Annotated in this window: 11 protein-coding genes; all 11 read left to right on the top strand. The window is 48.6% G+C overall.

What is annotated here, in order from left to right:
• The first annotated feature begins 36 nt into the window (after window positions 1-36).
• Entirely contained in the window at window positions 37-1482 is a 1446-nt protein-coding gene (miaB, locus tag MCG98_RS12215) for a tRNA (N6-isopentenyl adenosine(37)-C2)-methylthiotransferase MiaB (RefSeq protein ID WP_240302230.1), read from the top strand.
• Window positions 1483-1498: 16 nt separating this feature from the next.
• Window positions 1499-4147, top strand: a complete 2649-nt coding sequence (gene mutS / locus MCG98_RS12210) for a DNA mismatch repair protein MutS (RefSeq protein WP_240302229.1) — start codon at window positions 1499-1501, stop codon at window positions 4145-4147.
• Window positions 4148-4152: 5 nt separating this feature from the next.
• Window positions 4153-6051 (top strand): DNA mismatch repair endonuclease MutL, encoded by a 1899-nt coding sequence (gene mutL / locus MCG98_RS12205; RefSeq protein ID WP_240302228.1) that lies wholly within the window; start codon window positions 4153-4155, stop codon window positions 6049-6051.
• 12 nt (window positions 6052-6063) lie between these two features.
• A complete protein-coding gene (gene miaA, locus MCG98_RS12200) occupies window positions 6064-7014 on the top strand; it encodes a tRNA (adenosine(37)-N6)-dimethylallyltransferase MiaA (protein WP_240302227.1) in 951 nt (316 codons plus the stop codon).
• 1 nt (window position 7015) lies between these two features.
• Window positions 7016-8299 (top strand): methionine gamma-lyase family protein, encoded by a 1284-nt coding sequence (locus MCG98_RS12195; protein WP_240302226.1) that lies wholly within the window; start codon window positions 7016-7018, stop codon window positions 8297-8299.
• Window positions 8300-8353: 54 nt separating this feature from the next.
• The gene (locus tag MCG98_RS12190; RefSeq protein WP_240302225.1) at window positions 8354-9538 is read left to right on the top strand and encodes an aminoacetone oxidase family FAD-binding enzyme; all 1185 of its coding nucleotides are present in this window, start codon (window positions 8354-8356) and stop codon (window positions 9536-9538) included.
• The gene (locus tag MCG98_RS12185) at window positions 9535-11136 is read left to right on the top strand and encodes an FAD-dependent protein (RefSeq protein WP_240302224.1); all 1602 of its coding nucleotides are present in this window, start codon (window positions 9535-9537) and stop codon (window positions 11134-11136) included. The genes MCG98_RS12190 and MCG98_RS12185 overlap by 4 nt, the downstream gene beginning before the upstream one ends.
• 115 nt (window positions 11137-11251) lie before the next feature.
• Window positions 11252-11956, top strand: coding sequence for a DNA repair protein RadC (gene radC / locus MCG98_RS12180; protein WP_240302223.1), 705 nt, complete (start codon window positions 11252-11254; stop codon window positions 11954-11956).
• 16 nt (window positions 11957-11972) lie between these two features.
• The gene (locus tag MCG98_RS12175) at window positions 11973-13001 is read left to right on the top strand and encodes a rod shape-determining protein (RefSeq protein WP_240286211.1); all 1029 of its coding nucleotides are present in this window, start codon (window positions 11973-11975) and stop codon (window positions 12999-13001) included.
• Between the two features lie 13 nt (window positions 13002-13014).
• Window positions 13015-13869 (top strand): rod shape-determining protein MreC, encoded by an 855-nt coding sequence (mreC, locus tag MCG98_RS12170; RefSeq protein WP_240286213.1) that lies wholly within the window; start codon window positions 13015-13017, stop codon window positions 13867-13869.
• Window positions 13869-14396: a rod shape-determining protein MreD gene (gene mreD / locus MCG98_RS12165; protein ID WP_240286215.1), complete on the top strand. Its 528-nt coding sequence runs from the start codon at window positions 13869-13871 to the stop codon at window positions 14394-14396. The genes mreC and mreD overlap by 1 nt, the downstream gene beginning before the upstream one ends.

The following is a 14396-nucleotide window of genomic DNA, read 5'->3' as shown; positions in this document are numbered from 1 at the left end:
GTTACGGAAATCTTGAATATCGATAGAGGATAAAGGATGGAAAACAAAACGACAGAAATAACATACGGCGCAGTTCCGTCCATGGAACCACAGCGTCAGTATTATTATATTGAAAAAGCAAAAGAGTACGTAAGAGATCGCGCGCAGCTTTTAAACAGGCCTCTTACGTTCTGTGTCAATACCTTCGGGTGCCAGATGAATGCCAGGGATTCTGAAAAACTGGAAGGCATTCTTGAGGCGGTCGGTTATGAGAAAAGCGATGAGAATCATGCGGATTTTGTTGTGTACAATACCTGCACCGTCAGGGAAAATGCGAACCAGCGTGTCTATGGCCGGTTAGGTTATCTGAACAGCCTGAAAAAGAAGAATCCGCATATGATGATCGGTCTCTGCGGCTGTATGATGCAGGAAGCGCAGGTCGTCGAAAAAATCAAAAAGAGTTACCGCTTTGTGGACCTGATTTTCGGGACGCATAACATCTATAAATTTGCCGAGCTGCTGGTAAACCGTCTGGAGTCTGAACGGATGGTGATCGATATCTGGGAAGATACAGACAAAATTGTGGAAGACCTCCCGGTTGACCGGAAGTATCCCTTCAAATCAGGGGTCAACATCATGTTTGGATGCAATAATTTCTGCAGTTACTGTATTGTTCCATACGTAAGAGGGAGAGAGCGCAGCCGTAATCCGAAGGATATCATCAGGGAGATTGAACGCCTGGTGTCAGACGGTGTTGTGGAAGTGATGCTTCTTGGACAGAATGTAAACTCTTACGGAAAAAATCTGGAACATCCCATGACGTTTGCTCAGCTTTTGACACAGATCGACCAGATAGACGGGCTGAAACGGATCCGCTTTATGACTTCTCACCCGAAAGACCTGTCGGATGAGCTGATCCGGGTTATGGCAGAGAGCAGCAAAATCTGCCCACACCTTCACCTCCCGCTGCAGTCAGGTAGTTCACGTGTCTTAAAAGAGATGAATCGCCGTTATACAAAGGAACAGTACCTGAACCTTGTCGATAAGATCCGCGCTGCAGTACCGGATATTTCTCTGACCACCGATATCATCGTCGGTTTCCCGGGAGAGACGGAAGAGGATTTCGAGGAGACGCTGGATGTTGTGCGCAGGGTGCGCTATGACAGTGCATTTACCTTCATATATTCCAAACGGACAGGCACTCCTGCTGCGGTGATGGAAGATCAGGTGCCGGAACATGTTGTTAGAGAGCGATTCGACAGGCTGCTGGGGGAGGTTCAGAGAATCTCCGAAGAGATGACTTCCCGTCACACCGGAAAAGTTCAGACCGTTCTGGCTGAGGAAATGAACAGCCACGATGCCAGTCTCGTGACCGGCAGGCTGGGAAATAATGTTTTGGTTCATTTTCCGGGAACAGCGGAAGATATAGGCAGACTGATCGATGTTTCACTGGATGAATGCCGTGGTTTCTATTACATGGGCAGCCGAATAACAAAAGAATAATGGGACGGAAAAAACAATGAATGTGACAAATCTCTCACCAATGATGCAGCAGTATGTGACGACGAAAGAAGCCTATAAAGACTGTATTCTGTTTTTCAGGCTGGGCGACTTTTATGAAATGTTTTTTGAAGACGCACTGCTGGTCACCAAAGAACTGGAGATAACACTGACCGGAAAAGATTGCGGACTGGAAGAACGCGCCCCGATGTGCGGGGTCCCGTACCATGCCGCAGAGACATATATTAACAGGCTGATAGAAAAAGGCTATAAAGTAGCAATCTGTGAGCAGACGGAAGACCCGAAACTGACCAAAGGACTGGTCAGGCGGGAAGTGGTCAGGATCGTAACACCCGGTACAAACTTAAATACCCAAAGCCTCGATGAGACACGCAACAACTATATCATGTCTGTTGTATATCTTGGGGATACATATGGCATCTGCCTTGCAGATGTCACGACCGGCGACTGCTCCGTGACAGAAGTGGATAAAGAGCGTAAACTTATCGACGAGATCCACAAGTTTGCCCCGGCAGAGATCATCTGTAATCATGCATTTTTTGTCAGCGGGATTGATCTGGAGGATCTGAAAAGCCGACTGGGTATCTGCATCTATTCTCTGGATGCATGGTATTTTGATGACGAATTGTGCAAACGCACGCTGATGGATCATTTTCAGACGATCACACTGTCCGGCCTCGGTCTTGCCGATTATCCAAACGGAATCATTGCCGCAGGTGCTTTGTTCCAGTATTTGTTTGAGACTCAGAAAAATTCACTCTCACATATGACGGAGATTACGCCGTATCTGGCTGACAAATATATGATGATCGACAGCTCCAGCCGTCGAAACCTGGAACTCGTCGAGACGCTCCGCGAAAAACAGAAGCGGGGTTCTCTCCTGTGGGTTCTGGATAAGACAAAAACAGCGATGGGGGCCCGTTTACTGCGCAGCTTTGTCGAACAGCCGCTGATAGACGCAGCTGATATCAATGACCGCCTCGATGCGGTGGAGGAATTGAATAAAAAGGCGATAATAAGAGATGAAATAAGGGAATATTTAAACCCTGTTTACGATATGGAGCGGCTGGTCAGCAGGATCAGTTATCAGTCGGCAAATCCACGTGATCTTATCGCATTTAAATCCTCGCTCTCCATGCTGCCGCATATCCGCCAGCTCCTGAAGGAATTTGAAAGCCCCCTCCTGGCGAAATTATATCAGCAGATGGATGCGCTGGAAGACCTGTATACACTGCTGGAAAACTCCATCCAGGAGGAACCCCCTCTGGCGCTGAAAGAGGGAGGGATTATCAAGGACGGTTTCCATGAAGATGTCGATCACTACCGTCAGGGAAAAACGGAGGGGAAGACATGGCTTGCACAGCTGGAGGCAGAGGAACGTGAAAAAACAGGTATCCGCAATCTGAAGATCAAATACAACAAGGTGTTCGGCTATTATCTGGAAGTCACCAATTCGTTTAAAGACATGGTACCCGATTACTATACGAGAAAACAGACCCTGACCAACGCCGAGAGGTATATCACACCACGGCTGAAAGAACTGGAAGATATGATCCTCGGTGCAGAGGATAAGCTGTACGCACTGGAATATCAGCTGTTCTGTGAGGTCAGGGATACACTGGCAAAAGAGATGACACGGATACAGGAAACTGCCCGCGCGATCGCATACACTGATGTGTTCGCCTCTATGTCAGTAGTCTCGATGCACAATCATTATGTGAGGCCCAGGATCAATACCAGGGGGATCATTGATATCAAAGGCGGGCGTCATCCGGTCGTGGAAAAAATGATCACAAATGACATGTTTATTCCAAATGACACCTATCTGGATAATTCCGCAAGCCGTGTCTCTGTGATCACGGGACCGAATATGGCTGGAAAATCAACGTATATGAGACAGACGGCGCTGATCGTCCTGATGGCGCAGACCGGCTGCTTTGTTCCCGCAGATAAGGCAAAAATCGGAATCGTTGACCGCATTTTTACAAGGGTCGGTGCATCCGATGACCTTGCAAGCGGACAGAGCACCTTTATGGTTGAAATGACAGAGGTAGCAACGATCCTTCGGAATGCGACGGCAGACAGCCTTCTGATCCTGGATGAGATCGGGCGCGGCACGAGCACCTTCGACGGCCTCAGCATCGCCTGGGCGGTCATAGAACACATCAGTAATCCAAAGCTGCTTGGTGCCAAAACGCTGTTTGCAACACATTATCATGAACTGACAGAACTGGAGGGCAAGCTGCCAGGGGTCAATAACTACTGCATCGCGGTGAAAGAAAAGGGAGACGATATTGTTTTTCTGCGAAAAATTATTAAAGGCGGCGCAGACAAGAGCTACGGCATCCAGGTAGCCAAACTAGCCGGAGTTCCCGATTCTGTGATCGAACGCGCCAGGGAACTGGTGGAGGAGCTGAGCAATGCGGATATACTGGCCGCCGTCAAGGATCTGACAAAATCCACGAAACTAAAAAAACAGCCGGTGCATTACGATGAAGTAGACATGGAACAGATTTCTCTGTTTGACACCGTGCAGAATGACGATATTATAGAAGAACTGGGACAGCTGGATATCAGCAACCTGACTCCGATGGATGCACTCAACACCATCTACAGGCTCCAGAACAAGATTAAGAATCGATGGTAAACCTTATGAATAAAATTTCTTTGTTGGACCAGAATACAATTGATAAAATTGCGGCGGGTGAAGTCGTAGAAAGACCATCCTCCATTGTAAAGGAACTGGTGGAAAATGCCGTGGATGCAAGATCCTCGGCGATCACGGTAGAGATTAAGGAGGGCGGCATCTCCTTTATCCGCATCACAGACAACGGTACAGGAATTCCGAAAGAGCAGGTGCCCCTGGCTTTTCTGCGCCACGCCACCAGCAAGATACAGACGATTGATGACCTGCTGCAGATAGCGTCTCTCGGTTTCCGCGGTGAAGCATTATCCAGCATCGCTGCGGTATCACAGGTCGAACTGATCACAAAAACACCGGATGCACTGACTGGGACGAGATATCTGATCGAGGGCGGGATTGAAAAAGGACTTGAAGAGATCGGCGCTCCTCAGGGAACAACATTTCTGGTGCGGAACCTGTTTTACAATACTCCGGCACGCGCAAAATTCCTGAAATCTCCAACCACGGAGGCCTCCTACATTGGAAGCATCATGGAACAGATGGCACTTTCCCATCCGGAGATTTCTTTTAAATACATGCAGAACGGCCAGACAAAATTACACACTTCAGGCAATGGGAATTTCAGGGAGGTTATTTACCAGATTTACGGACGCGACATAACAAAAGATCTGCTGGAGATTGATACGGCGACGGACAACATCCGCATCACCGGGTTTATTGGAAAGCCTTCTGTATCCCGCGGCAATCGTACATTTGAAAACTATTATGTGAATGGACGGTATGTGAAGAATAAGATTATTACAAAAGCGATCGAGGACGGTTTCCGTTCCTTCATGATGCAGCACAAATTTCCGTTCACCTCGCTGTTCATCACCGTGAATTCTGAACATGTAGATGTCAACGTACATCCGTCGAAGATGGAAGTCCGTTTCGAAAAGACAGATCTGGTGTATCAGGTATTATACCGCGCGATCTGTGAAGCCCTCACAGAAACAGAACTGATTCCGGAGGTCTCATTCACCCCTAAAAAAGAACGTGTCAAAGAAACTTCCAAACCGTCTGTCCCGGAACCTTTTGAGATCAGACGACGGGAAATGCTGCGGGAGGCTCCGGCATATACACCTGCTCCTTCGCACACGCCCGCAGTATCTGCTGCACAGCCGGCTGCTGCGGAAGATACAGAAGTTTCTGCTGTCTCAAGTGAGATGGCCGCAGCAGACAAACCGGTTGTTTCAGATAAGCCGATCATTTCAGGCGCTGTGCAAACGAAACAGGACAGCCAGCTCTCCATGTTTGAAGACAGGAAACTGCTGTCGGAGAATTCACGCAGCCTGCATCGTCTGATCGGCCAGGTGTTCTCCACCTACTGGCTGGTGGAGATGGAGGAAAAACTGTTCATCATCGACCAGCATGCTGCCCATGAAAAAGTGCTCTATGAAAAGATGATGAATGACCTCCGCGGCAGACAGATCACTTCTCAGTATCTCGCTGTCCCCATCATCATTTCATTAAACCTTCAGCAACTGGAGATGATGAGAAGGCACGAAGACCTTTTCCGTAAGATGGGATTTGAACTGGAAGCTTTTGGCGGCAAAGAGTATACGATACGAGCCGTTCCCTACAATCTTTTCGGAATTGCAGATGAGACACTGCTGGTTGAACTGATCGACAGTATGGGGGATGAGACTGCCGGAACTGTGACGCTTGAAATCTTCGTGGAGAAACTTGCGGTCATGGCGTGCAAAGCCGCTGTCAAAGGCAACCAGAAACTGTCGTTTCGCGAAGCAGAAGTATTGATTGACCAGCTTCTGACACTGGAAAATCCATATAACTGCCCGCACGGAAGACCGACGATCATCTCCATGAGCAGATATGAACTGGAAAAGAAATTTAAAAGAATCGTATAGGATGGAACGTCTATGAAACCATTGATTATATTGACCGGCCCGACGGCCGTTGGAAAAACGGAACTTTCCATCTCCCTTGCCAGAGCAGTAAACGGAGAGATCGTATCCGCAGATTCCATGCAGGTGTACAAAAAAATGGATATCGGTTCTGCTAAGATACGACCGGAAGAAATGGGCAATGTTCCACATCATCTGATCGATATTCTGGATCCGCGGGACAGTTTTGATGTTGTGACTTTTCAAAGGTTCGCGAAAAAGGCGGTCACGGAGATTCATCAGCGCGGCAGGATCCCTGTCCTCACAGGAGGAACCGGGTTCTATATTCAGTCGGTTGTATACGATATTGATTTTACAAAAGCCGATTCCGATGACAGCTTTCGAAGACATCTGGAGGCACTGGCAGCAGAGAGGGGCGGAGAATTCCTTCATGGGATGCTTAGAGAGCGGGACCCTCAGGCAGCAGGAGAAATCCATCCCCGAAATGTAAAACGTGTGATCCGCGCACTGGAGTTTTATCAGCAGACAGGCATGCGGATTTCTGAGCATAACGAGGAGCAGCGGCAGAAGGCTTCACCCTATCAGTTCCTGTACCTTGTACTGAACGACAGAAGGGAACGGCTGTATCAGCGGATCGATGCGCGTGTCGATCAGATGATACGGGAGGGACTTCTGAAAGAAGTGCAGGAACTGCGTGATATGGGATGTACCAGAGATATGACTTCCATGAAAGGACTTGGTTATAAAGAAATCCTGGCTTATCTGGACGGAGAATACACGCTGGAGGAGGCGATCCGGATTCTGAAACGCGATACCCGGCATTTTGCAAAACGCCAGCTGACCTGGTTTAAAAGAGAACGTGATGTCAGCTGGATCCAAAAAGATGAGTTTGATTACGACAACGACAGGATCCTTTCCTATATTCTGGAACTTGTCAGAGAAAAAAATATGGAAATGAGGAACTAATATGAACTCCAGGCAGGAACTCTATCAATCTCTCGGGATTGAACAGACGGTATATGATTTCGGTGAACAGATTTTAAAAGAGCTCAGACCGCGCTTTGATGCCATTGATGATGTGGCAGAATACAATCAGCTGAAGGTGGTCTGTGCAATGCAGGAAAACAGGGTAAGTGAAGCCTGTTTTGCGTCCAGCAGCGGATACGGCTATAATGATCTCGGCCGTGACACACTGGAAGCTGTGTATGCCTCTGCATTTCACACAGAGTCCGCGCTGGTGCGGCCGCAGATCGCCTGCGGTACTCATGCGCTTGCAGTCGCACTTGCTGGAAATCTGCGACCGGGGGATGAGCTCCTGTCGCCGGTAGGCAAACCGTACGATACGCTGGAAGAGGTGATAGGCATCCGTCCTTCCAACGGATCACTCGCAGAATATGGAGTCAGCTACCGTCAGGTAGATTTGAAAACGGACGGTTCTTTTGATTATGAAGGAATCAGGGATGCACTGAACGAAAAGACAAGACTCGTCACAATTCAGCGTTCCAAGGGCTATCAGACAAGACCGACGCTTTCTGTAGCACGTATTGGGGAATTAATTGCATTCATTAAGAGCCTGAGACCAGATGTCATCTGTATGGTGGATAATTGTTACGGAGAATTTGTAGAAACGCTGGAGCCAACAGATGTAGGTGCAGATCTGATCGTAGGGTCGCTGATAAAAAATCCGGGTGGCGGACTTGCACCGATCGGCGGTTATATCGCCGGAAAAAAAGAATACGTGGAAAATGCGGCATACCGTCTGACTTCACCCGGTCTTGGAAAAGAAGTCGGTGCCACACTCGGCGTAAACCAGGCGTTCTACCAGGGATTTTTTCTGGCACCGACCGTTGTAGCCGGAGCACTGAAAGGGGCTGTTTTTGCGGCGAATGTATATGAAAAGCTGGGATTTGCGGTTGTTCCTGACAGTACGGAAAGCCGACATGATATCATTCAGGCAGTCACGTTCGGAAAACCGGAAGGTGTTATCGCATTCTGCAAAGGCATTCAGGCTGCAGCACCGGTGGACAGTTACGTATCTCCTGAACCATGGGCAATGCCGGGATATGACAGTGAGGTCATTATGGCGGCCGGTGCATTCGTGCAGGGGTCCTCGATCGAGCTGAGTGCTGACGGACCCATCAAACCTCCATATGCGGTCTATTTTCAGGGAGGGTTAACCTGGGCACACGCAAAATTCGGCATTCTTATGAGCCTTCAGAAATTAAAAGATGCACAGATGGTAACATTATAGGGATGAGACCCTGATTTTATGGCGTCAGCGCCTAAAGGATGCAAGGAGGTAAGTATGCAGATTATCGTGATTGGCGGCGGAGCCGCAGGACTTATGGCAGCAGTCACAGCCGCACGAATCGGTGCGTCTGTGACCGTACTGGAACAAAATGATACGGTAGGAAAAAAGCTTTTGGCGACAGGCAACGGAAAATGCAATCTGACAAACGTCAAGCAGGAACCCGCGTATTACCGCGGTTCAGAACCTTTGTTTGCATGGAATGTGATATCTGCGTTTGGTCTTCGCGAAACCCTGAAATTTTTTACGGGGCTTGGTGTTTATACACGAAATAAAAACGGCGGCCTGTACCCTTTCAGCGAACAGGCGCTGGCGGTGCGGGATATCCTCAGGATGGAAGCTGAACATCTGCATGTGAAGCTTAAAACAAGGGAACATGTGCAGAACATAAAAAAAGCAGGGTTATTTCAGGTCACAACACAGAGTTATACATATCAGGCAGACCGCGTGATCCTTGCTGCCGGCGGTGCCGCCTCGAATATCCCGGGTTCCGGCATGGATGGCTTTCATCTGGCCGAATCACTCGGACATACCATCATTAAACCCCTGCCCGCACTTGTTGGTCTTCGCGGGACTGGAAATTATTTTACAAAATGGGCCGGCGTGCGGTTTGAGGCATCGTTATCACTGTATACGAATGACACCCGCATTCTCACAGAACGCGGTGAGGTACAGTTTACTGATTACGGTATTTCCGGAATCCCGGTTTTTCAAGTGAGCCGTTTTGCAGCTCGTGCGCTTGATGAAGGACAGCGGGTGCTTGCAGTCCTTGATTTCATGCCGGATTTCACGGTAGAGGAGCTTCTTGTCTTCCTGGAAAACAGGCAGGAACAATGTCCCTATAAGACAATTTCAGAGTCGCTGATTGGTCTTTTTCCTCAGAAGCTGATCTCGCTGTTCTGTACGGAGATAAAATCTCTGGCAGAGCTGGCGGAGAAGCTAAAGGAGTTTCCGGTCATCATCAGGGAGGTCCATTCGATGGAGCAGGCACAGGTCACATGCGGCGGTGTCTTTACCGCCGAGATCGATTCCTCCACCATGGAATCGAAGAAAATTCCCGGTCTGTATTTCGCGGGTGAAGTCGTCGATGTCGATGGATGCTGCGGAGGATACAATCTGCAGTGGGCGTGGAGCAGCGGAGCGCTTGCTGGCAGGAGCAGCGCAGCGGAGGCACCGTCATGATCAGGATCACACAGTTAAAATTACCGATTCATCACACACCGGAAGATATAATAAATAAAGTGGCAAAACTGCTGAAAATACCGGCAGACAGGATCCAGGAATACGAAATCATCCGCCAGTCCCTGGATGCCAGAAAAAAACCTGCGCTGTGTTTCGTCTATACGATAGATGTGAAAACAGATGCTGAGACGAAAGTACTTCAAAAAGTGCGCGATAAAAATATTACGTCAACCAAACGCTGCCCGTATCTCTTTCCGCATACAGTTTCCCCGGATATATGCCGCCCGGTCATCGCGGGAAGCGGTCCGGCCGGACTGTTCTGTGCCTGGATGCTGGCAAAGCACGGGATCCGTCCGATCGTCATCGAAAGAGGTGAGCCGGTTGAACAGCGTATGAAAAGTGTTGAACATTTCTGGCAGACCGGAAGTTTGAATGAACAGTCAAACGTTCAGTTTGGAGAGGGCGGTGCCGGAACGTTTTCTGACGGTAAACTTAATACCTCCGTAAAAGACCCGAAAGGGCGCAACCACGAAGTCCTGAAAATGTTCGTGGAGGCAGGTGCGCCGGCAGAAATCCTTTATCAGCAAAAACCGCATCTCGGCACAGATCTTCTCGTCAATATTGTGAAAAATATCCGGGTTCAGATTGAACATCTCGGCGGAGAGTTCCGGTTTGAAACCCAGCTGACCGATCTTGACATTCGCAGCGGTGAGCTTCATGCACTGGAGCTGAACCATTCGGAATGGATACCAGCCAGGTACCTCATCTGCGCGATCGGGCACAGCGCACGCGATACATTCACGATGCTGCATGAAAAAGGCATTCAGATGAGTGCGAAATCTTTTGCTGCCGGCGTCCGGATTGAACATCCGCAGGAGATGATCAATATGACCCAATACGGTCAGAGAGAAGTTGCTCTGCTTGGTGCGGCCTCTTATAAGCTGACACATCAGCTTGCCGGCGGACGGGGGATCTATACTTTCTGCATGTGTCCCGGGGGGTATGTTGTGAATGCTTCATCTGAGCAGAACAGACTGGCTGTAAATGGTATGAGTTATCATGACAGGAACTCAGGCAATGCCAACAGTGCAGTGATTGTAACCGTGAATCCTGAAGATTTCCAGACATACCTTTCACCGGGGGTGCCCTCAGAGCTGGCGGGACTGGCTTTTCAGCGTCATCTGGAGGAGCAGGCATATCAGATCGCAGGCGGTGCCGTACCCGTCCAGTTATTTGAGGATTTTGAGTCGACGAGAGAGAGCCGTTCCTACGGCGAAATCTTTCCGAAGATCAAAGGACGGCACGTTCTGTCCAATATCCGTGCATTTCTCCCTGGATTCATGGCGGATGCGCTTGTGGAAGGAATTCATGCCTTTGGCAAAAAGATTCCCGGATTTGACCGCAGGGACTGCCTGCTGAGCGCAGTTGAGAGCAGGACTTCGTCACCCATACGAATCCACCGCGACGCCAGGCTGATGAGTAATATTTCCGGCATTTTCCCATGCGGAGAAGGAGCAGGTTATGCGGGAGGGATCACTTCGGCAGCGATCGACGGTCTGAAAACAGCAGAAGCTGTCGCTGCGGCATTGAAATTGTGAAATCTTTAAATAACGGGAAATATCGGTATACTTTGTGCCCCATTTGTGCTAGAATATAAAATGAATTTTTATGTAAAGTGCCTGCTGACTCTGCCTGAAGAGAGACAGGAGGTCTATGAAAAAACACGAAACGATAAAAAAACTGCCTGTCGAATCACGTCCTTATGAGAAATTCCGACTGCACGGAGCACAGTCTCTGACGGATGCAGAGCTTCTCGCCATTATTCTGAGGAGCGGAACACACGGTACCTCATCCATAGAACTTGCGCAGCATCTGCTTGCATTGTCCAAGGGGCATGAGGGTCTGCTGGGACTGCACCATCTGTCTCTTGCACAGCTGACGGAAGTAAAGGGAATCGGGGATGTGAAAGCTGTACAGATTAAATGTATCGGTGAATTGTCGAGACGGATCGCAAAAGGGGCGTCCAGTCCATTTCTGGATTTTAAAAGTCCGGATACGATCGCCGATTATTATATGGAAGATTTAAGACATCAGGAACAGGAAGTTCTGCTGTGTATGATGCTGGATACAAAGAATCATTTTCTGGGTGATGTACAGGTATCCAAAGGTACTGTGAATGCATCGCTGATTTCTCCGCGCGAGATTTTTTTGTCAGCACTGCAGTTCCATGCGGTCCACATTATTCTGGTGCACAACCACCCAAGCGGAAATCCACGGCCAAGCAACGAGGATATCCTGATCACCAAACGTATCCTTGAAGCCGGAGAACTGCTTGGAATCTATCTGCTGGATCACATTATTATCGGTGACAGGCGGCATATCAGTCTGTGTCAGGAGGGGATGATACAGAGGGCATAAAGGGGTTATAAAGTCTATGGTTTTACAGCATGTATTCGGAGTGGATCTGGGGTCAGATACGATTAAGATCTACTCCCTGAAGAAAGATGAAATCTTAATAGAAAAAAACATGATTGCTATCCGCAATAAAGAAGAAGTGCTCGCAGTGGGAAATGATGCGTATGAGATGTATGAAAAGGCTCCGCATAATATTGTAGTTTCTTCTCCGATGAGCGGCGGCATGATTGCCAACATCGGCCATCTGGAAGTGGTTCTCCACCTGTTGCTGCGCAAGCTGAACAAACACTTCGGGAACAGGCCGATTGTCTATTTTTCTGTGCCTATGAACATGACAGAAATTGAGAAGAGGGCCTACAATACGATCGCCAGCGGCGGGGATCTTCGAAAAAGCCGGATTTTTCTGGTGGAACGGCCCATTGTAAATGCGCTGTCCCTTGGAATACCGATCTCCAGAAGCAAAGGTTCCATGATCGTCGATATGGGCGCCGAGTGTACGGAAATTTCTGTCCTGGCTGACAACAGAGTGATTATCAGCAAACCGCTGTCATTCGGCGGGAACCGAATTGATGAGGCGATCGTCGCCAACGTGCGGAAACGATGCGGTCTTCATATCAGCCGCAGAATGGCCTCCAGGCTGAAAACAGCCATGGCCGGACTTTCCTCCGACACGAAAGAAGCCCGGAAGGTAGTCGGACTTGATACGATATCCGGTCTGCCAAAAGAAGGTGTGGTCAGCTCTGCGGTTATAAATGAAGTCATCCGCAGTCAGCTGCGGCAGGCGGCGGACGAGATTCAGCTGTTTCTGGAACGTACCCCGCCTCAGATACATAGCAGCATCACGACGGAAGGTATCTACCTGACCGGAGGCTGTACCAGGATACCGTATATCGATACGTATCTGGCGAAGCGGCTTGGATGTGCTGCCCATATTTCTCAATACAGTGACACGTCTGCGGTCTATGGCCTGAAAGAGATCATCAACCATAAATCACTGCAGCACTGGGCATTCACATCAAAAAGCAGCAGTAAGAAATACAGATTTTAATTGAGGACAAAGCATGAAAAAAAAGAATCGATTTTCCATAAAAACAAAACATTGGATCATCATCATGACCATCGTCTGCATCGGTCTGATCGCACTCGCAGCGACTTCCAGGTTTTCCTTTGCCCCGATTCAGCAGGGCGCAGGGTACGTCATCTCACCCTTCCAGAAAGGTATCAACGGGGCAGGTACATGGCTGCGGGATCAGACGAGCGGTTTTATGAATGCCAAAAAACTGAAAAATGAAAATGAAGCCCTGCAGGAGAAAGTCGATAAACTGACGGAAGAGAACAGTAATCTGCTGCAGGATCAGGAAGAGCTGGAACGCTTAAGACAGCTGTATACGCTGGATAAAGAATATTCCGAGTACGAAAAGGTAGCCGCACAGGTTATTTCCAAAGATCCCGGCAACTGGTATAATACGTTTGTGATCAACCGCGGCAGTGATGACGGTATCCAGGTTGATATGAATGTCCTTGCAAACGGGGGGCTTGCCGGCATCGTAACTGAAGTCGGCAAGGACTGGGCCACTGTGCGTTCCATCATTGACGACTCCAGCAATGTAAGCGCCATGGTTGCAACCACATCAGATGACTGCATCGTAACAGGCAATCTGCTGCTGATGGATGAGGGGAAACTCAATTTCATCCAGCTGACAGATAAGGAAGACAAGGTACAGGTCGGTGACCGGATCGTCACCTCCAACATCAGTGACAAATTCCTGAAAGGCATCCTGATCGGATACATCGACGAGATCAACAATGATACGAATAATCTCACAAAGAACGGATATCTGATCCCGGTCGTTGATTTTGCCCATATACATGAGGTTCTGGTGATAAAGGAACTGAAGAATAAAGGAGGAGACTGATGCGCAGAAAACTGATCCTGGCTGTTCTGGTTCTTTTGACCTTTTTGCTGCAGAGTACTGTATTTAAAGCGCTTTCCATCGCATCCATCACACCGAATCTGCTGCTGATCCTGACGGTATCCTTTGGATTTATGTGCGGAAAGCGTATCGGTATGTTTACAGGATTCCTGAGCGGACTGATGATCGATATGTTTTATGGCAACCTCTTTGGATTCCACGCGCTTTTATATATGTGGATTGGATTTTTGAATGGATTTTTATATAAAGTGTATTATGACGAAGATATCAAAGTACCGACTATGCTGGTAACGGCCAGTGACGCCGTATACGGAATCGTCATTTACGGACTGCAGTTCATGCTTCGGGGCCGCCTGAATTTTTTCGGATATCTGAAGCAGATCATCATTCCGGAAATCGTTTATACGGTTGTTATGACACTGCTATTCTACCGCCTGTTTTTATGGATCAACCGACAGCTGCTTGAATACGAAATGGAAGGACAACGATCACCTTGGTTAAGAAGATAA

The sequence above is a fragment of the Ruminococcus sp. OA3 genome (assembly GCF_022440845.1).
Lineage (GTDB): Bacteria > Bacillota > Clostridia > Lachnospirales > Lachnospiraceae > Ruminococcus_G.
Note: the sequence above shows the minus strand (reverse complement) of the source record. Positions and strands in the feature narration are given on the sequence as shown.